The 17181-nt window shown below is 63.0% G+C and carries 15 protein-coding genes and 1 pseudogene; 7 read left to right on the plus strand and 9 right to left on the minus strand.

From position 1 onward, the window contains the following. Positions 1-19: 19 nt before the first annotated feature. Entirely contained in the window at positions 20-730 is a 711-nt protein-coding gene (gene msrA, locus PY254_RS09215; protein WP_281011766.1) for a peptide-methionine (S)-S-oxide reductase MsrA, read from the minus strand. 186 nt (positions 731-916) lie between these two features. Between msrA and PY254_RS09220 the strand changes: the two genes are divergently transcribed. Then, positions 917-1735 (plus strand): arylamine N-acetyltransferase family protein, encoded by an 819-nt coding sequence (locus PY254_RS09220; protein WP_281011767.1) that lies wholly within the window; start codon positions 917-919, stop codon positions 1733-1735. A 1-nt stretch (position 1736) separates the two neighbouring features. Here the strand turns inward: PY254_RS09220 and PY254_RS09225 are convergent, their stop codons facing one another. Genes PY254_RS09225 through PY254_RS09235 form a run of 3 tightly spaced genes read right to left on the minus strand, consistent with a single transcriptional unit; the run spans position 1737 to position 2902 of the window. Next, positions 1737-2000, minus strand: a complete 264-nt coding sequence (locus PY254_RS09225; RefSeq protein ID WP_281011768.1) for an RNA-binding S4 domain-containing protein — start codon at positions 1998-2000, stop codon at positions 1737-1739. 33 nt (positions 2001-2033) lie between these two features. Next, complete coding sequence (locus PY254_RS09230; RefSeq protein WP_281011769.1) at positions 2034-2477, minus strand: barstar family protein; 444 nt, start codon at positions 2475-2477, stop codon at positions 2034-2036. Next, the gene (locus PY254_RS09235; RefSeq protein WP_281011770.1) at positions 2474-2902 is read right to left on the minus strand and encodes a guanyl-specific ribonuclease; all 429 of its coding nucleotides are present in this window, start codon (positions 2900-2902) and stop codon (positions 2474-2476) included. The genes PY254_RS09230 and PY254_RS09235 overlap by 4 nt, the downstream gene beginning before the upstream one ends. 147 nt (positions 2903-3049) lie before the next feature. Between PY254_RS09235 and PY254_RS09240 the strand changes: the two genes are divergently transcribed. Further along, positions 3050-4603 carry a POT-type proton-dependent oligopeptide transporter gene (locus tag PY254_RS09240; RefSeq protein ID WP_281011771.1) on the plus strand — a complete coding sequence of 518 codons (1554 nt, stop codon included), beginning with the start codon at positions 3050-3052 and terminating at the stop codon, positions 4601-4603. Here the strand turns inward: PY254_RS09240 and PY254_RS09245 are convergent. Further along, positions 4588-5478, minus strand: a complete 891-nt coding sequence (locus PY254_RS09245; protein WP_281011772.1) for a phosphatase PAP2 family protein — start codon at positions 5476-5478, stop codon at positions 4588-4590. The two genes, PY254_RS09240 and PY254_RS09245, sit on opposite strands and share 16 nt — an antisense overlap. 70 nt (positions 5479-5548) lie before the next feature. Here PY254_RS09245 and PY254_RS09250 point away from each other — a divergent pair, with 70 nt between their 5' ends. From PY254_RS09250 to PY254_RS09260, 3 genes are all read left to right on the plus strand, one after another. Then, the gene (locus PY254_RS09250) at positions 5549-7228 is read left to right on the plus strand and encodes a serine hydrolase (protein WP_281011773.1); all 1680 of its coding nucleotides are present in this window, start codon (positions 5549-5551) and stop codon (positions 7226-7228) included. Between the two features lie 55 nt (positions 7229-7283). Further along, positions 7284-8909, plus strand: coding sequence for an alpha/beta hydrolase (locus PY254_RS09255; RefSeq protein WP_281011774.1), 1626 nt, complete (start codon positions 7284-7286; stop codon positions 8907-8909). Between the two features lie 172 nt (positions 8910-9081). Next, the gene (locus PY254_RS09260) at positions 9082-9582 is read left to right on the plus strand and encodes a DUF3761 domain-containing protein (RefSeq protein WP_281011775.1); all 501 of its coding nucleotides are present in this window, start codon (positions 9082-9084) and stop codon (positions 9580-9582) included. A gap of 58 nt (positions 9583-9640) precedes the next feature. Here PY254_RS09260 and PY254_RS09265 read toward each other — a convergent pair whose 3' ends face one another. Together PY254_RS09265 and PY254_RS09270 are read right to left on the minus strand one after the other, a co-directional pair. After that, positions 9641-10072: a VOC family protein gene (locus PY254_RS09265; RefSeq protein WP_281011776.1), complete on the minus strand. Its 432-nt coding sequence runs from the start codon at positions 10070-10072 to the stop codon at positions 9641-9643. 90 nt (positions 10073-10162) lie between these two features. After that, on the minus strand, positions 10163-12577 hold the full coding sequence (locus PY254_RS09270; protein ID WP_281011777.1) for a DUF3772 domain-containing protein: 2415 nt from the start codon (positions 12575-12577) through the stop codon (positions 10163-10165). A gap of 180 nt (positions 12578-12757) precedes the next feature. Between PY254_RS09270 and PY254_RS09275 the strand changes: the two genes are divergently transcribed. Further along, positions 12758-13030, plus strand: coding sequence for a hypothetical protein (locus PY254_RS09275; RefSeq protein ID WP_281011778.1), 273 nt, complete (start codon positions 12758-12760; stop codon positions 13028-13030). A 214-nt stretch (positions 13031-13244) separates the two neighbouring features. Then, positions 13245-15084 (plus strand): annotated as a pseudogene (locus PY254_RS09280) (ABC transporter ATP-binding protein). Between the two features lie 31 nt (positions 15085-15115). Here PY254_RS09280 and PY254_RS09285 read toward each other — a convergent pair. Together PY254_RS09285 and PY254_RS09290 are read right to left on the minus strand one after the other, a co-directional pair. After that, complete coding sequence (locus tag PY254_RS09285) at positions 15116-16243, minus strand: glycosyltransferase family 4 protein (RefSeq protein ID WP_281011779.1); 1128 nt, start codon at positions 16241-16243, stop codon at positions 15116-15118. Then, the gene (locus PY254_RS09290) at positions 16240-16983 is read right to left on the minus strand and encodes a polysaccharide deacetylase family protein (protein WP_281015190.1); all 744 of its coding nucleotides are present in this window, start codon (positions 16981-16983) and stop codon (positions 16240-16242) included. The genes PY254_RS09285 and PY254_RS09290 overlap by 4 nt, the downstream gene beginning before the upstream one ends. Positions 16984-17181 lie beyond the last annotated feature (198 nt).

Here is a 17181-nt window from a genome sequence, read left to right on the forward strand (position 1 = left end):
CTTTTCAGTGCAGCTGGCGTCAATGAAGCTGCACTTGCACGAGGTGTTGCGGCGCTTGATAGATCTCGGGGAAAAGCTTCTGCAGGTGCGCGACCTTGGGTGCGTCGTTGAACACGATGTAGGGATTGTTCGGATGCAGGTCGTAGTAATTCTGGTGATAAGCCTCGGCCGGGTAGAACGCCTTCAGCGGCAGCACCTGCGTGACGATTGGTGCGTTGAATGCCTTGGCTGCAGTCAACTGGGCGATGTAGTCATCGGCAATCTTCTTCTGCTCAGCGTTGCCGTAAAAGACGACTGACCGGTATTGGGTGCCGCTGTCCGGACCTTGCCGGTTCAGCTCGGTGGGGTTCAGCGCGACCGAGAAGAACACCTGCAGCAGTTTGCCGTAGCTGACCTGGGTGGGGTCGTACTCCACCTTCACCGACTCGGCGTGGCCGGTGTCGCCGTTGCCTACGTCGTCGTAGGTGGCGGTGTTGGCGGCGCCGCCGGAATAGCCGGCGGTGACCCTGCGCACGCCCTTGACGTGTTCGAACACCGCTTCGATACCCCAGAAGCAGCCGCCGGCCAGCACGGCCACTTCGTTGTGTGTGGCGGAGGCAGCAGCGTCTACGCTGGGTGCGGGCAGGCGGGTGACTTCATTGGCGAACGCCACCGGCTGACAGGCGGCGAGGCCAGCCAGCAACACGGCGGCGGCAAGCGGAAACAGGCGGAACGCACGGTAGCGAATCATGGGGAACCTCGCTGGCAATGGGCATGCCCGAGTGCGGCATGCATGGGTAGTTACGTGGCGTCGACGTCAACGGATGCATGTCGTTGCCACGCGCTCAGTCAGTCATTCGTTCGCGGGGCGCCCGCAGTTACATGCAGCACCGCGGCGCGGTGGCTACCATGGGCATCGAACTCACCGGAGAGCGACATGCGCGACGCGATCGACCTGGATGCCTATCTGCGCCGCGTTGGCTGGTCTGGCCCGGTGGCGGTCGATCTGGCCACCCTGCGTGGGCTGGCCATGGCGCATGTGGCGACCATCACGTTCGCCAACCTCAATCCGCTGATGGGTTTGCCGGTGGCATTGGACGTGGCGACTTTGCAACGCAAGCTGGTCGACGAAGGCCGCGGCGGTTACTGCTTCGAGCAGAACCTGTTGTTCGAAGCGGTGCTGCGTGAAATCGGCTTTGACGTCAGCGGCTTGATTGCGCGGGTGCTTTGGGGGCATCCGGAGGATACGCAAACGCCGCAAAGCCACATGCTGTTGCGCGTGGAGCTTGCCGGTGAGAGCTGGCTGGCCGACGTTGGCTTCGGTGGCCATGTGCTAACCGGTGCGCTGCGGCTACAGCCGGATATTGAGCAAGCCACCGGCCATGAACCGTTTCGGCTGGTCCGAACAGGCACGGAATGGCGCATGCAAGCGCTGGTGCGTGGTGAATGGCGCACCTTGTATCGCTTCGATCTGCGGCCGGTACCGATGATCGATTACGTGGTCGCCAACCACTACGTATCGACGCACCCCGCCTCACGCTTCGTGAGCAACCTGCTGCTCGGTCGCACCACGGCGGATCGGCGCTTGAGCCTGCTCAACTACGACTTCACCGTGCGCCGCATCGGTCACGAGCCGGAGCGGCGTCAGTTGCGTGACGTGGCTGAATTGCGTGAGGTGCTGCAACGTGAATTCCTGCTGCCGCTTCCTGAAGGAGCAGACTTCCAGCGGCGGCTGGAAGGATTGCCGCGAAGCTGATTCAGTCCGGTCGGCCGGCGCGTGGGCGGCCGTCGTCGAAACCTTCCGAATCGGCGATGACGTGGATTTCCACATCGTCGATCGTGGCCACCTGACCGGCGTGGATCTTGCACGTCTTGCGCAGTTCGGTCTTGCCATCCACCGACACCGCGCCGGTGGCGACGATCGCCTTGCCGGCGCCGCCGCTGTCGCAGATGCCGACCAGCTTGAGCAGCATGTTGAGCTCGACGTAGTCGCCTTCCAGTTCAAATTCGATGGTTTGCATGGTGTTCCGTAGATGGAGAGAAGTGGCGGGCGGTCAGGCCGGCGCTTGGGCGGATGGGAACACGCTGTCGGGTAGCGTCAGAAACGCAAACCACGGGCGTTCGTGTTCTTCGCTGAAAGTAGCCGCATCATCGAGCACGCCCATCAAGGTGTCGTAATCCGCTGTGCTGGCCTGACGCAAGTCATCGGCGTGGTCGAACAGCAAGACATAACCCCAGGCCGGCATCCAGCTCAGGTCACGCAGGCAGTCGGCCAGCGAGTCCCAGGTGAAGCCGAACGTGACTGGCAAGGACAGCGATACGGCCAGCCGATGCATCAGGTTGTCCTTGCCGGGGCAGCCAGCCAGGTCGGTGCGGCAGACCCGAAGCTCGTCACGGATAGCCAGCTTTTCCAGCCGGTCCAGGTCGTCGGCATGCACCACGTAGACGCCGCTCTGGGTCGGTCGGGTCAGGTCCAGATCAAAACGTGACTTGCTCATCGCGCCACCTCGAAGCGATGAAAGCTGCGGTAGTGATCGTCGGTGTAATACCAGACGGCGGGCGGTGTCCCGCCGGTAATGATGCGCCGTGCGCCGCGGGTGCGCGCGCCTGGAGTCTCCACCGTGTACTCGTGGTAATAGCCGCGCGGCTGCTTTGGCAGCAGGCCTTCGTAATTGCCGAAGACCACGCCATCCTGGCTGTGCTCGAACGGGCCGCCCTGGTTGATCCGCTGAACCATCTGACGCGCTTGCGCCGGCAGCGATGCGCTGCCTTCTTTTGCGACATCAGGCGTTCGTGGCGCGGCATTGCCGTCCGCGTGGCTGGCGATCGGTGCCGTGGCCTCGGGCTTGCCGGCATGACGGCTCCAGAACGTCACTGCAAAGAGGACGATCACCAGCAGGATCAGTGGTTTGAGTTGGCGCATCAGGGTTCGTTGCAGAGGAATGCGAGGCGATCTTAGCAGGGGCGGGCGGTGAGGCCGACCGGTTGGCTTTCCTGATCGCAAGAAATTGCGCACACTCGGGATTCCCGTGGCATCAGCCCTGGCTGACCACTCGATTCTGGAGTCTGGATGAGCACCACCCTCGATCACGCCGAGGGCCGCCTGCCGCGGCAGATTGGCTACATCATCGGCAACGAAGGATGCGAGCGCTTTTCGTTCTACGGGATGCGCAACATCCTCACCCCGTTCCTGATCACTACGCTGTTGCTGTACCTGCCGGAAGGGCAGCGCATCCTGGCGGCGAAGGATGTTTTCCACACCTTCGTGATTGGCGTGTACTTCTTCCCGTTGCTGGGCGGCTGGCTCAGCGACCGCTTCTTCGGCAAGTACAACACCGTGCTGTGGATGAGCCTGATCTACGTTGCCGGCCATGCCTGCCTGGCGATCTTCGAGAACAACCGGCTGGGCTTCTTCGCCGGCCTGGGTCTGATTGCGTTGGGGGCTGGTGGGATCAAGCCGCTAGTAGCTTCGTTCGTGGGTGATCAATTCGACCAGTCGAACAAGCACCTGGCGAAGATGGTGTTCGACGCGTTCTACTGGATCATCAACTTCGGTTCGTTCTTCGCTTCCTTGCTGATGCCGCTGTTCTTGCGCCACTTCGGTGCGGCCGTGGCGTTCGGCATTCCCGGCGGCTTGATGTTCGTCGCCACCGTGGTGTTCTGGCTGGGCCGCAAGCAATACGTGATGGTGCCGCCGGGGCCGTCGGATGAGCACGCGTTTTCACGGGTGATTCGCAGCGCCTTGGTCTCCCGGCGGCCGGGTCAGGCGCGGCCCGGGCTGTGGCTTGCCGGGGCTGCGGTCGTGCTGGCGATGGCGTCGTTTGCACTGATGCCGTCGCTGGGTTTCGTGATCTGTGCCTGCATTGCGCTGGTGCTGTTGATCGGTGGTGTCGGCGGCGGCGCGTGGCTGCAGATGGATCGCGCGTGCGACCAGCATCCGGATCAGGCGGTGGATGGCGCGCGCAATGTGCTGCGCGTGCTGGTGATCTTCGCGCTGACCACGCCGTTCTTCTCGTTGTTCGACCAGAAAGCCTCGACCTGGGTAGTGCAAGGTGGCGAGATGACGATGCCTTCATGGTTCGTGCCGGCGCAAATGCAGGCCTTGAATCCGTTGCTGGTGATGTTGCTGATTCCGTTCAACAACCTGGTGCTGTATCCGCTGCTGCGCAAGCGTGGCTACGAGCCAACCGCATTGCGCCGGATGACCGCAGGCATCGCCTTCAGCGGTCTGGCGTGGATCGTGGTGGGCGGCTTGCAGGTGGTGATCGACGGCGGTGATCCGTTATCGATCGTGTGGCAGGTGCTGCCGTATGCATTGCTGACTTTTGGCGAGGTGCTGGTCTCGGCGACCGGGCTGGAATTTGCCTACAGCCAGGCGCCGGCCTCGATGAAGGGCGTGGTGATGAGTTTCTGGAACCTCACCACCACGGTTGGCAACTTGTGGGTGCTACTGGCCAATGCGGCAGTACGCAATGAAACGGTGACGGGATCAATCACCCATAGCGGACTCAGCGTCACGGCCTTCCAGATGTTTTTCTTCGCTGCGTTCGCGTTGCTGGCTGCACTGGCCTTTGGTCTGTACGCGCGGCGCTATCAGGAGATGGACTACTACCGATCCGACTGAACGGGTGTGCCGGCTTCCTTCTGGCGCAAGGCTTCGGCAGCGCCGATACACAGCACCAGCCACGCGGCACCCGCGGCGTAGCCAGCCAATACATCGCTGAAATAATGCACCTGCAGCAGGATGCGGCTGATGCCGATAACGCCAATCAGCACGATGGTGGCGGCGATGATGGCGCGATGAAAACGCGGCGTCAGGCGCAGCAGCACATAGGCCAGCATGCCGTAGAACACCATGGCACCGAAGGCGTGGCCGCTGGGGAAACTCCAGCCCGGCTCGATGATGAAGCCATGATCGTGCAGCGGACGAACGCGCTGAAACAAGGCCTTGAGCCCGCCGTTGATCGGCAGAATGCCGAGCAGCGCAATGATCCAGATGCCAGCCAGTTGCCGCTGTCGGCGCCACCACAGAAGCAGTGCAATCACGGCGGAGGCGGGAGCTACCCACAGCAGGTCGCCCAAGTGGGTTAGCACGGCGATCACCTGCAGTACCGACACCGGCAACTGTGCGCGCAGTTGTTCGGCCAGGTCGGTGTCAAAGCCAATCAACTTGCCGCCTTGCTGCGCGCCGACGGCAAAGGCAATTGCGACAAAGGCCAATGCCAGCAGGATCGCCAGTATCAGCCCCATGCGCGGACGCAGCATCAGCGGTGTCTCGCCCCGGTTGCGCGTCCGGCGCTGCCAGCGAACGTTGTGCTGCCAGGCCAGGTCGCCCGCCAGCAGCGCCAGCAACAGCAGCAGCACCCACAAAAATAGAGCGTGCGCTGCGACCCACTCTGCCAAAGCTTCCATCCAGTTTTGCGCCCTTGGGGAGGTGTCTGCGATGGCTCCATGATCGCTGCTGCCCGAGCCGGCGTCGACCCGGGTGGTTCCGCGCATGACTTCCAGCGCTGGCCTTGCGCCGGATTTGCCGCGATAGTTGGCCGATCACCAACGGCGGAGTCTTTCGATGTCCCAGCGACCCCTTTCCCTGCGCGTGGCGCTTTGCTGCGCACTGCTTGTTTCCGCCAGCGCCGCCACGGCGCAGTCATCTGCGGCGAAGTTGCCGCCACCGGTGTCCACCGGTGATCGAGTGCAGCCGATGTTGCCCGCGCAGTTGCAGGACTTCGGCGCGTATGTCGATAGCGCGCGCAAGACCTTCGACGTGCCCGGCATTGCGGTGGCGATCGTCAAGGACGGCAAGGTGGTGATGGAGCAGGGCTTTGGGCTGCGCGAAATCGGCAAGCCGGACAAGGTCGACGCACGTACGCTGTTCGCCATCGCCTCCAATACCAAGGCGTTCACCGCCGCCGCGCTGCAGCAGCTGGCGGACGCGGGCAAGTTGAAGATGGACGACCGGGTGATCGATCATCTGCCGTGGTTCCGCATGTCCGATGCGTACGTGACGCACGAAATGCGCATTCGTGATTTGCTGGCGCATCGCAGCGGCTTGTCGCTGGGCGCAGGCGATTTGCTGTATTGGCCGCCGACGTCGTACTCGACCAAGGAAGTGGTGCAGCGGTTGGCCAACGTGCCGATCAAGAACGGCTTCCGCAGCGGTTATGCCTACGACAACATCCTGTTCGCGGTGGCCACGCTGGTGATCGAACAAGCCTCCGGCCAGAGTTATGCCGACTATTTGCGCGAGCACTTGTTCAAGCCCGTCGGCATGGACGAAACACTGGTCGACATGACCTATCTGAAACCCGGCATGGATGTGGCGATGGGTCATGCCAAGGCTGACTTCAAGGATCTGCAGCCGGTGCCGCCGATGGCCTGGCTGAATGATCCGGGCGCCGGCGGCATTTATGCCAGTGTGCACGACCTGGCCAAGTGGATGAACGTGCAGCTGGCCGGTGGCGTGTTGCCGACCACGGACAATGACGGCAAGCCGCAGCGTCTGTTCTCCGAGAGGGCGCATCAGGACATGTGGAGCATGCTCACCCCGATCAAGGTCGGCAAGCCGTCGATCCCGGAACTGGCACCGCTGACGCCGAACTTTTCCGGCTACGGCGAAAGCTGGTTCCTGTCCGACTACCGTGGCGAAAAACTGGTCTGGCATACCGGTGGCTGGCCGGGCATGGTCTCGCGGGTGACCCTGGTGCCGGGACAAAACCTGGGCGTGGTGGTGCTGACCAATGCCGAGTCCGGCGCTGCGTTCAACGCCGTGACCTACCGCGTGCTGGATGCCTACCTCAACGCAAACCAGAAGACCGACTGGGTCGCTGCCTACGACACGGCCGTGAAGAAGTCGCAGGCCCATGCGGATGACAGCCTGGCCAAGCACGAGGCGGCGCGCGACAAGCACAGCAAGCCGTCGCTGGCACTGGCGAAATATGCCGGCACCTATCGGGACCCGTGGTACGGCGATGTCATTGTCAGCAACGAGAACGGCAAGTTGCGCCTGCGCTTTTCCAAGACCGCGCAGTTAGTTGGCACAATGACGCCGTGGCAGCACGATACCTTCGTGGTGCGTTGGGACGATCGCGCACTGAACGCCGATGCGTTCGTCAATTTCAACCTGGGTGTGGACGGCCATATCACCGAAATGCAGATGCAACCGATCTCGCCGCTGACTGATTTCAGCTTCGACTTCCAGGATCTGCGCATGGTGCCGGTGGGGTCGACGTCGGGTGCTGCCGCAGATTGACCCTTGGCGGCGGCCATGTGCCCCGCCTTCCAGCCACATACTCAGGGGAATCCAGATGCGTGATTTGCGTGTTGTTACTGCGGCATTGCTGAGTGCCGGCTTGTTTGCCAGCGTGGCTGTGGCACGCACCGAGGCGCCGGTAGCGCACAGCCAGTTCCATGTCGAGTTGGGCGGTGCGCTGGATCAGCCCACGTCCGGCCGCTTGTTGCTGTTCGCCACCGACGCCAAGACCGCCATCGCCGAGGCGAAGGATGGCAAGGTCGAGGAAGTGGATGCCAGTCCGTTTCGTGGCACGCAGGACTCGGTGGCGGCGCGGGAAGTGAGTCGACTGGCGCTCGGGCATGGCGTGGATATCGACGTGGATGCACAGGCATTCCCGGCCGGCTGGTCGCAGCTGCCAGCGGGCGATTATCTGGTGCAGGCGGTGCTTGATGTCGATCACAACTACAACTACAGCGGGCGCGGCGCAGGTGATCTGGTCAGCGACGTGGTGCGCATGCATCTGCCCGCCACCACCACGGCAGTCCTGCAATTGAACCGTGTGCTGCCGGCGCATGAGCCGTGGGCGCTGTCGCCTTCCACGCCCAAGCCGCTGCGCGATGCGCTGCCCACAGCGCGACAGCACACCGAGTCAATCGACTTCGTCAGCCCGGCCTTGAGCACGTTCTGGGGCCGCCCGATTCACATGCGCGGCTGGGTGCTGTTGCCGCCCGGTTACGACGCGAAGTCGGCCACCCGTTATCCGGTGGTCTACAACACGCATGGTTTCGGTGGCAGCGTGGATCGTTTCACCGGCAGCATTGTGAGCACGTGGTCGAACATGGTCGGCGGGGAACTGCCGCCGATGATCTGGGTGTTCCTGGATGAATCCAGCGCCACCGGAACGCACGAATTTGCCGACTCGGTAAACAACGGTCCGTGGGGACACGCGCTGACTACCGAGCTGATTCCGCAGCTGGAATCACGCTATCGCATGGACGGCACACCGAACGGGCGTTTCCTCAACGGTCATTCCTCCGGTGGCTGGGCCACGTTGTGGCTGCAGACGCGTTATCCAGAAGTATTTGGCGGTACCTGGTCTACCTCACCGGACCCGAGTGACTTCCACGACTTCACCGGCGTGGATCTGTATGCGCCAAACGCCAATGTCTATCACCGCGCGGATGGTTCCGCCTATCCGCTGGTGCGCGACAACGGCAAGGTACTGGCCAGTTTCGAAACCTTCGCCCGGCTGGAAAAGGTATTGGGTGAATACGGCGGTCAGATGGGCTCGTTCGACTGGGTGTTCTCCCCGCGGGGAGTCGATGGTCGACCGATGCCGATGTTCAATCGTGATACCGGCGCGGTCGATCCGGCGGTGGTCGCCTACTGGCACGATCACTACGACATCGCGCATTTGCTGCAGGCCAACTGGCCCACGCTGAAGCCGAATCTGGATGGCAAGATCCATGTGATCGTGGGCACGGCTGACACGTTCTATCTTGATGGCGCCGCACACAAACTGAAGGCGGTTCTGGACGGGCTCGGCGCGAAGTCGGACATCCGCTTCCTGCCCGGCCGCACGCATTTCGATCTGTACAAGATCGGAGACGATCGCAGTGGTCTGATGAAGCAAATCGCCTGGGAGATGTATGCGCTGGCGCGGCCGGGTTCCAAACTGAAGCCGGTTGCTGCGCCGTAAGCGGAATCCGTCGATCAATTCCGCAAGTTCATTCGAAACAACCGACTAGTGGATGAATGCCGTGCGACGGGCTTGTTCTGTGGTCACGCGTTTACGGCATAGTCGCGCTGCGGGTGCGGTTGTTGCGCGCACTTGGGAGTGTCGTTGCGAATTCACTGTGGAGGGAGTCTGAATGAAATCGTCAAATCTGATGGTCATCGCCTTGGCTTGTCTGCTGGCCGTCCCGGCCGTTTATGCGCAGCAGGCGTCCGCGCCTGCCGGTTCCACCGGCCAGTGCAAGGACGGTAGTTACTCCAGCCAAGCCACCAAGAAAGGCGCGTGCAAGGGCCACAAGGGTGTCAAGGAGTGGTACGCCGCTGCTGGTGCATCAGCAGCGGCCGCGCCCGCTGCTGCGCCCGCCGCTGCTGCAGCACCGGCTGCTCCAGCCGTTGCGGCGGCACCCGCGTCTCCGGCGCCGAAAAGCGCCATGAAGTCGCATGCGATGCCGGCACCTTCGGCCACGGCAGCACCGGGTGGTGGCCCGGGCATGGTCTGGGTCAATTCCGGCAGCAAGGTCTACCACTGCTCCACGGACAAGTGGTACGGCAAGACCAAGCACGGCGAGTACATGAGTGAGGCCGATGCCAAGGCCAAGGGCAATCATGCCGAGCATGGCAAGTCCTGTACGCCGTAACGACGAGTACAAGTGGTTTACGCAGGAGGCCGGCGCAAGCTGGCCTTCTGTTTTTTGACTATTCGGTCGGTTGCCACGGATCGTAGCTGCCGAAGTACCACAGATGGCCTTCCGGATCGTGGCAGCTGTAACCGGCGCCGCCGTACTCCTTCTCGGAGTACTCATCCACGATCACCGCACCGGCCGCTTTTGCCTGCAGGTAATGTGCCTTGCAGTCCGCCACGATCACGCAGGGGCACTGGGTTTCACGCCCACCGATCTCATTAGGCTGGGCAAAGTGCCGGCCGAACTCGTTGTTCTGCACTTCACCGAGCATGACCATGCCGTTGCCGAAGGTCAGTTGCGCATGTTCGACGCCGCCGTCATCGTTTTCATACACGACGTTTCTGGTGAAGCCGAACGCCTTGCACAGCCACTCGATCGCTGCGTGGGCGTCGTGGTAACGCAGGCAGGGAATGATGCTGCTGCCGTGGGTGTTGCTGGCTGGCATGACGAGGATCCCTGACGACAAGACCAGTGCAGGTTAGCGCTGCGGGATCAACTTGTCCCATGGCGCGCTACCGCTGGTGGGCTGGCGCACCTAACCGGTAGGGTCGTCGTCGTCGTCGTCTTCGGTCAGCGGCGGCAAGGTGCGTACCAACATGCTTTGTGGCGTGGTCATCGGCATGTTTGCGCTACGCAGGCGCGCGAGTATCTCGAACAGCAGATCGCTTCTCACTCCGCTGACCACGCGCGGGCTGCTGACGTAGGCAACGCAGTTGAACGTCATGGCGCCGGTGATCACGCTTTCCAGTTGTACGAACGGGGCCGGCGTACCCAGCGTAGCGTCATGCGCTCGCAACACTGCCAACACCAGTTCGCGAACCTTGTCAGCGTCACTGCTCAATGGCATCGGCAGCTTGATCTGCACACGGCCCTGCGCGTTGGCCAGGGTAACGTTGCGCACGTTCTGGGTGATCAACTGCGAGTTCGGCACGATCACGGTAGAGCGGTCGCCCATCTGGATTTCGGTGGCGCGCACGTTGATCCGCCGAATATCGCCCTCGACGTCGCTGCTCAAACTGACCCAGTCGCCTACTTTCACGGGTCGCTCGACCAGCAGGATCAAGCCGGAAATAAAGTTCTGCACGATCGCTTGCAGGCCGAAACCGATACCCACCGAGAGTGCGCTGATGATCCAGGTGATGCTTTTCAGATCTACCTGCAGCTCGGCCAGGGTCAACACCATCACCAGCAGCCCACCGACATAGCCGAGCAGAGTGGTGATGGATTCCTGCATGCCGCTATCCATCGCGGACTTCGGCAGCAACTTTTCACGCAGCCAGCGCTTGAGCAGGCGCAGCACCAGCACACCGCCGAGCAGCACCAGCAGGCCGCTGCCGATGCTGGCCGGATTGATGACCAGGTCGCCGAGTTTCAGATTGCCCAGGGTTTGCCTCGCGCTGGCCAGCAGGTCGGCAGGACCGGCTCCGAATGGCGTCAGTACAGTGGCCAGGGCCAGCAATACCAGCGCCACGCGAACGATGCCGCCGAGCAACACGGAGACCTGCTCCAGCCGATGCGGAGCCAGGCTGAAGCTCGTCTGCAACTGTTGGCCGCTGCTGCCGCGAGGGTCCAGCGAGGTATGAATCAGGTCGGTCAGCAGGTGGCTCAGCAGGTAGACGGTGGCGGTAATCACGCCCACCCACAACATCTGCCCGGCGACGAAGAACGCCAGCGCGATGTAGCCGGTGGCCACGCCCAGCCAGCTGACGGCCACGCCCAGCGCGGCGGCCGCGATGAACAGGCTGAGCCATGCCGGCCCCGGCGTGGCTTCGGCATGCTCCGCGGGCCGTTCGTGCCGACTGCGCTGCAAGGTCCACAGCGCTGCACCGATCAGCCCGCTGATCACCAGCGCGAGCAGTCCGCGCGTGGCCACCGTTGCCGGCAAGCTGGTGCCGATCGTGCGCATGATCCGCTCGGTAGTGCCGAACAGCAGCGCGGCGGCGGCCAGCCACCAGGGATAGGGACGCAGACGTTGCGCCGCCAGATCGGGCAACGCCGGCAGGCGCCAGGACGGGCGGCGCACGGAAAGCAGCGCACGCCCCAACCCGGTGACGAACGCGGCAAAGCAGACCAGTCGCACCGTGGCGGTGGCCAGATCGTGAAGGTCGTCGTCGAGAATGTCGTTCCAGTTCAGGCCCAGGTAGACCAGTTGCGCCGACAGGCCGGTAGTGAGCACAGCCGTCAGCGCCACCGCGCTGGCCATCGCGCTGCGGCGCAGGTGACCATCCGGCACGTGGCGCGTGGCCAGGGTCAGCAGCAAGCGCTCCAGCGCCCAGCGGCCACCGGCCAGCAGCAACGCGGCGGCCGCCAGACACCACAGCAGCGGCTGCCGATTTGGCGGTTGCCAGGCGCTGCTGAGCATGGCGGCGACGCGCGAGCCCAGGCGTTTCAGGCGGATCAGATCATCAGGGAATGTCCGCGCGGGGTCGGCCCAGAACGTGACGCTGAAGGGGGTAGCCGTGCGCGAGGCCAACCGCGTCTGGAATTCATCGTTGCGCAGGCCGGTGATCTGCGCTGCCAGTTGCATCGCGGTCTGGTTGAGCAGCTGCGATTGCTTGATCTGGGCATCCAGACTGGACTGCAGCTTGTCCAGCTGACGTCGCTGGGCGGTAACCTCGGGCGCTTCTGCTGGCGCACCTTTGACGGGTGGCGGGCCGAGCACGGCGAGCTGGGCCTGCAGGGCGGTCATCTGCGGCGTGAGGCTGGTAGTGAGCTGGCGCGCCTGATCCTGTACCGCGAGCGCGGTGCCGCGCAGGTCGGCCAGCGGCAGGTCAGGCTGGCCAGGCTTCTTCAGCGCAGCCTTGATGCTGTCGAGCTGGTCGCTCAGCTGGTCCAGCGTCTGCGCCGGTGCGGCCGCTGGCGCGAGCGGTGGGCTGTCGGTCTGCGCGCGCAGCGAGGTGCTGCCAAGAGTCAGCAGGAGGATTAGCAACAGGCGGCAAAAATAAGGCATCCGAGCATGATCGAATACGCCGTGACAGACGGTCAATCGCATTCTTCGCGGTGGCGTCGCGCAGCATGGCGAGCGTTCAGATTGGTGGCGTTGAAGCGGTCGACCTGTCGTGGCTTGTGCCGCCGGACATTCGTACCAAACGCTCACCCCGCGGCGGCAGGCAAGCCAGCTGCGGGGGCGATGGTCGCCGCTGAAGACGTTACCCGTTACCTCACCACCAGCCTGCTTGAGCGCAGGCACCAGCCGTATCCGAAATGCCCCGTGGTCAACAACGGTGGCGACTGGTTTGCTGCGGGTTTTGTCGCCTGGCTGATCCGTGTGCCGCGGTTCGAAATCACTGGCTGGCGGGTCGGGCCGATCTGGTTTACCGAGCGCCCGGATCAGGGCTTTCATCACACCGGGACGACCTCACGGGAAGGCTGCCGGCAGGTTCTATCGGCGGCATTCGGTTGAAGTATTTTTCGCTTGCGCTCGACGACCCACAGGCGACGACGTGGCTACCTTACGCTCGCAGATGCAAGTTGCTGAACGAACGTGCGGAGCCGTGGAAATAGCCTTGGCTTGAGGGATCATCGCTGTGCACGGCAGGCTATGCTGGCCGCCCACGAGTTCGTGCGTGTCTGCGCGTGCTGCGCTGTTTCGTCATCCTCCAAGTCCATTGCCCATGATCTTTCGCTGGTTCGAATCCCTCATCGATGCGTTCAAGGAGCCGGGCGACGGCATGCCGCCGCAGTCAGTTGCGCGCTTCTACGTGTTCTACCTGGGCCAGGTGTGGCCGGTGTTCGCGGTGGCAATCGTGGTGGGCTTCGTGGTGGCGATTGTCGAGGTATCGCTGTTCGGTTTCATTGGCCGCATCGTGGATATGGCCAAAGGGTGCGCCGGCCACCGACTTCTTTCATCGACACGGTCACGAGTTGCTGTGGATGGGCTTGGTTGCGCTGATCGTGCGGCCGCTGGCGATGGGTGTGCACGACTTGCTGGTGAATCAGGCGATTGTGCCCAGCGTGACCAACCGCATCCGCTGGCAGAATCATCGCTACGTGATTCGGCAGAGTCTGGGTTTTTTCCAGAATGATTTCGCCGGTCGCATCGCCAATCGCATCATGCAGACCGGCGCTTCGCTGCGTGGGTCGGCAGTGCAGATCGTTGATGCGATCTGGTACGTCACCATCTATACCGGCAGTGCGATCGTGCTGTTTGCGCAGGCGGATTTCTGGCTGGCCGCGCCGTTGTTTGTCTGGGTGTTTCTGTACGTGGGACTGCTGGCGTTTTTCATCCCGCGCCTGAAGCAACGCTCGTGGCTGGCCTCCGAGGCGCGCTCGAAATTGATGGGGCGCATCGTTGATGGCTACAGCAATGTGTTGACGCTGAAGCTGTTCGCGCATACCCGGCGCGAAGATACCTACGTGGCCGAGGCGATGCGGGAGCAGACCGAAAAGCTGCGCCAGATGACCCGCATCACCACCGCACTGGACAGCAGCATCACCGTGCTCAACGGCTTCCTGATTGTGGGCACGTCGGCGCTGGCATTGTGGTTGTGGAGTGAGGGCCGCGTCACCGTGGGCGCGATTGCGTTGTCGACGGGGTTGGTGATTCGCATCAACAACATGTCCGGCTGGATCATGTGGGTGGTCAACGGCATTTTCGAGGATGTGGGCACGGTGCAGGATGGCATCACCACGATCTCGCAGCCGCGGGCGGTACAGGACTGCGCAGGTGCCATGCCGCTGGAGGTCAGTGAAGGTGCGGTGCACTTCGAGCAAATCCACTTTCATTACGGCAAGCAGGATGGCGTGATTGCCGGGCTGGAGCTGGGCGTTCGCGCCGGCGAGAAGATCGGCCTCGTGGGGCCTTCCGGGGCCGGCAAGTCGACCTTGGTCAGCGTGCTGCTGCGGCTTTACGACCTGGAGTCAGGTCGCATCCAGATCGACGGTCAGGACATTGCCCGGGTCACGCAGGAAAGCCTGCGCTCGCAGATCGGCGTGGTCACCCAGGACACTTCCCTGTTGCATCGCTCGATTCGCGAGAACCTGCTGTATGGGCGTCCCGATGCCAGTCAGGCGCAGATCATGGAAGCCGTGCGCAAGGCGCGTGCCGACGAGTTCATCCCCACGCTCAGCGACGGCGAAGGCCGCTGCGGTTTTGATGCGCTGGTCGGCGAGCGTGGCGTGAAACTATCCGGCGGCCAGCGTCAGCGCATTGCGATTGCCCGCGTGCTGTTGAAGGACGCACCGATCCTGGTGCTGGATGAAGCCACTTCGGCACTGGACTCCGAAGCCGAAGCGGCAATTCAGGACAGTCTGGACGTCCTGATGCAGGGCAAGACGGTGATCGCGATTGCCCACCGGTTGTCCACCATTGCGCGGATGGACCGACTGGTGGTGTTGGACAAGGGGCGCATCGTGGAGAGTGGTACCCATGCCGAGCTCATTGCCCACGAAGGCCTCTATGCGCGATTGTGGAAACGGCAGACTGGCGGGTTCGTGGCGGTGGAGGATGGGCGATAGCGCGGAGCCGTGTAGCGCCGGTACGCAGACGTTACAGCCCGCGCCTGACGTAGCCGCTGCTCAGCGCTTCGGGTTGCGTGCCGGTAATTGGTTGCAGGATGCGCACGAACTCCGCGGCAATCACCGGAAAACTGAAGTTCTGTTGCGCGAACTCGCGTGCGGCCTCGCCCATGGGTAGCCGGATGGCGGGATCGCACAACTGGATGATGGCGTCGCCCCACGCACCGACGTCGCCTGGCGGAAGCAGCATGCCGGTATGGCCGTTGGCGATGGTTTCCGCTATGCCGCCCGCATCGCTGGCCAGCACTGGAACGCCGTGGGCCTGCGCCTCAATGGCGACCCGGCCGAAAGCTTCAGGGGAAATCGACGGAAAAGCCAGCATCGAAATTGCGCTGTAGAGCGGATGGGTGTCGTTGACCCAGCTGACGAAGTGGTGACGTGACGCCATCGGATGTGCGGCTGCCAGTGCACGCAGCGAACCGGCTTCCCCACCGCTGCCGACCCACAGGCAATGCAGTCGTGGTTCGCGCGCCATGGCCTGATTGGCCGCTTCAAATAGCGGGAATATGCCCTTGCCGGTGTGCATGCGGCCGAAGTAGCCCAGCACGATGGCGGTGTTGTCGATGCCCAGTCGCTCCAGGGTTAGCTGCCGCTGCTGCGGGTCTGGCCGGCACGTTTCCAGATCGACCGGGTTGTAGAGTACGTGCACCCGTGCGGCAGGAATTCCCCGTGACAGGTAGGCTTGGCGCGCGTGCCATGACACCGCGAAAAAGCGTTGTGCCAGTCGTGGTGTGAAGTAGCCGGATAGCCGCTTCATGGCGGGAGTGCGGTGCCGAAACAAAGCCACCGGGATACCCAGGATGCGGCCGCTGATGATCAGTGGCCAGTACTCCTTGCCGGAATTGCCAACCAGCCAGTCCGGCCGCGTTTGCCGCACGGCACGCCATAACGCCGTGTAGCCACGTGGATCGAACGCGTTGCGAAACTTCGCCGCCCGTAAGTGCACGGCTGAGCGGGACAGGCTTTGCGCCACCAGACTGTCGGGATAAACCAGCGCGGTAACGTGGTGTCCCGCTTCGACCAGGGCCAGCGCCAGCGCGACAAAGTGTGTCGCGGCGCCGTTGTTGTCCGGACAGGTACCTACCAGCAGGAAGTTCACGCGCGACGATCCTCGTATTTCGAGAAGGTCTTCATCGCAAACTGGGGTAGCACGTGATGGCGGGCGACCTGGATACGTGGCAAGCGCCATGGGTCAGAGCCTGCTTGGGCACGACCACGCCGGGTCGTGGTAGCGGCGGCAAACCCGGCTTGTTGTGTGGCGAGTGCAGTGCGCTCGTCCACATCGCCGTAGGGGTAGCAGAACTGGGTTATCGGGAAGCCCAGTCGATCTTCCAGTTCTCGCTTGCTGCCGCCGATCTCATCGACCAGTTGTGCATCGTCGCATCGGGTAAGGCGGGGGTGGGTACGAGTGTGGGCGCCTACTTCCATCCCGCCCTGCTGCCACGCCTGCAGCTCGCTGACCGTCATCAGTGGCTTTTGCACGCCGAGTCGTTCGGCGTCCCAGCTGTTGTAGTGCCCGATCGAGCCGCTGACCACGTAGCACGTGGCGCTGAAACCATGGCGTTGGAGAACGGGCAGCGCGGCCTGCAGGTTATCTGCGTAGCCATCGTCCAGGGTGATGACGGCGACGCGTGCGGACTTTTCCCCACGCAAGTAAGGCATGGCGGCAGTCATCGACAATCCAATGTAGCCCATCCGGCGAAGCAGCCACATCTGTCGCGCGAATGACGCCGGGCTTACATAAAGGCTGCGCAGCCGCGGCAGGTTGCGCGGAGCGATGTCGATGTTGTGATACATCAAAATGGGAACGGACACCGGGCTTGTCACGGCTGCAGTCATGGGCTGGCTCCGCAGCGCGGCTGGTGAGATGGTGGGGTAACCGATGACATCTACTTTCCCTGTGCCGGGCATACCCGGTTGCTTGCTGAAACTGAGTCGCGCCTCGCTGACCATCGTAGTCCCTGTTCCTGTCGGGCAGCTTTCGTCCCACTGGCGGAGCAGGTGCGGCTGGCCCCATCGGAGCGCGAGCCACACCGT

Source organism: Rhodanobacter sp. AS-Z3 (genome assembly GCF_029224025.1).
In the GTDB taxonomy this organism is placed as follows: Bacteria; Pseudomonadota; Gammaproteobacteria; order Xanthomonadales; family Rhodanobacteraceae; genus Rhodanobacter.

Coding starts and splice junctions, on each gene's coding strand:
- PY254_RS09270 (WP_281011777.1), bottom strand. CDS start 12,577: ATGCCTTATTTTTGCCGCCTGTTGCTAATCCTCCTGCTGACTCTTGGC.
- PY254_RS09255 (WP_281011774.1), top strand. CDS start 7,284: ATGCGTGATTTGCGTGTTGTTACTGCGGCATTGCTGAGTGCCGGCTTG.
- PY254_RS09230 (WP_281011769.1), bottom strand. CDS start 2,477: ATGAGCAAGTCACGTTTTGATCTGGACCTGACCCGACCGACCCAGAGC.
- PY254_RS09260 (WP_281011775.1), top strand. CDS start 9,082: ATGAAATCGTCAAATCTGATGGTCATCGCCTTGGCTTGTCTGCTGGCC.
- PY254_RS09240 (WP_281011771.1), top strand. CDS start 3,050: ATGAGCACCACCCTCGATCACGCCGAGGGCCGCCTGCCGCGGCAGATT.
- msrA (WP_281011766.1), bottom strand. CDS start 730: ATGATTCGCTACCGTGCGTTCCGCCTGTTTCCGCTTGCCGCCGCCGTG.
- PY254_RS09220 (WP_281011767.1), top strand. CDS start 917: ATGCGCGACGCGATCGACCTGGATGCCTATCTGCGCCGCGTTGGCTGG.
- PY254_RS09275 (WP_281011778.1), top strand. CDS start 12,758: ATGGTCGCCGCTGAAGACGTTACCCGTTACCTCACCACCAGCCTGCTT.
- PY254_RS09290 (WP_281015190.1), bottom strand. CDS start 16,983: ATGACTGCAGCCGTGACAAGCCCGGTGTCCGTTCCCATTTTGATGTAT.
- PY254_RS09225 (WP_281011768.1), bottom strand. CDS start 2,000: ATGCAAACCATCGAATTTGAACTGGAAGGCGACTACGTCGAGCTCAAC.
- PY254_RS09250 (WP_281011773.1), top strand. CDS start 5,549: ATGTCCCAGCGACCCCTTTCCCTGCGCGTGGCGCTTTGCTGCGCACTG.
- PY254_RS09235 (WP_281011770.1), bottom strand. CDS start 2,902: ATGCGCCAACTCAAACCACTGATCCTGCTGGTGATCGTCCTCTTTGCA.
- PY254_RS09245 (WP_281011772.1), bottom strand. CDS start 5,478: ATGCGCGGAACCACCCGGGTCGACGCCGGCTCGGGCAGCAGCGATCAT.
- PY254_RS09265 (WP_281011776.1), bottom strand. CDS start 10,072: ATGCCAGCCAGCAACACCCACGGCAGCAGCATCATTCCCTGCCTGCGT.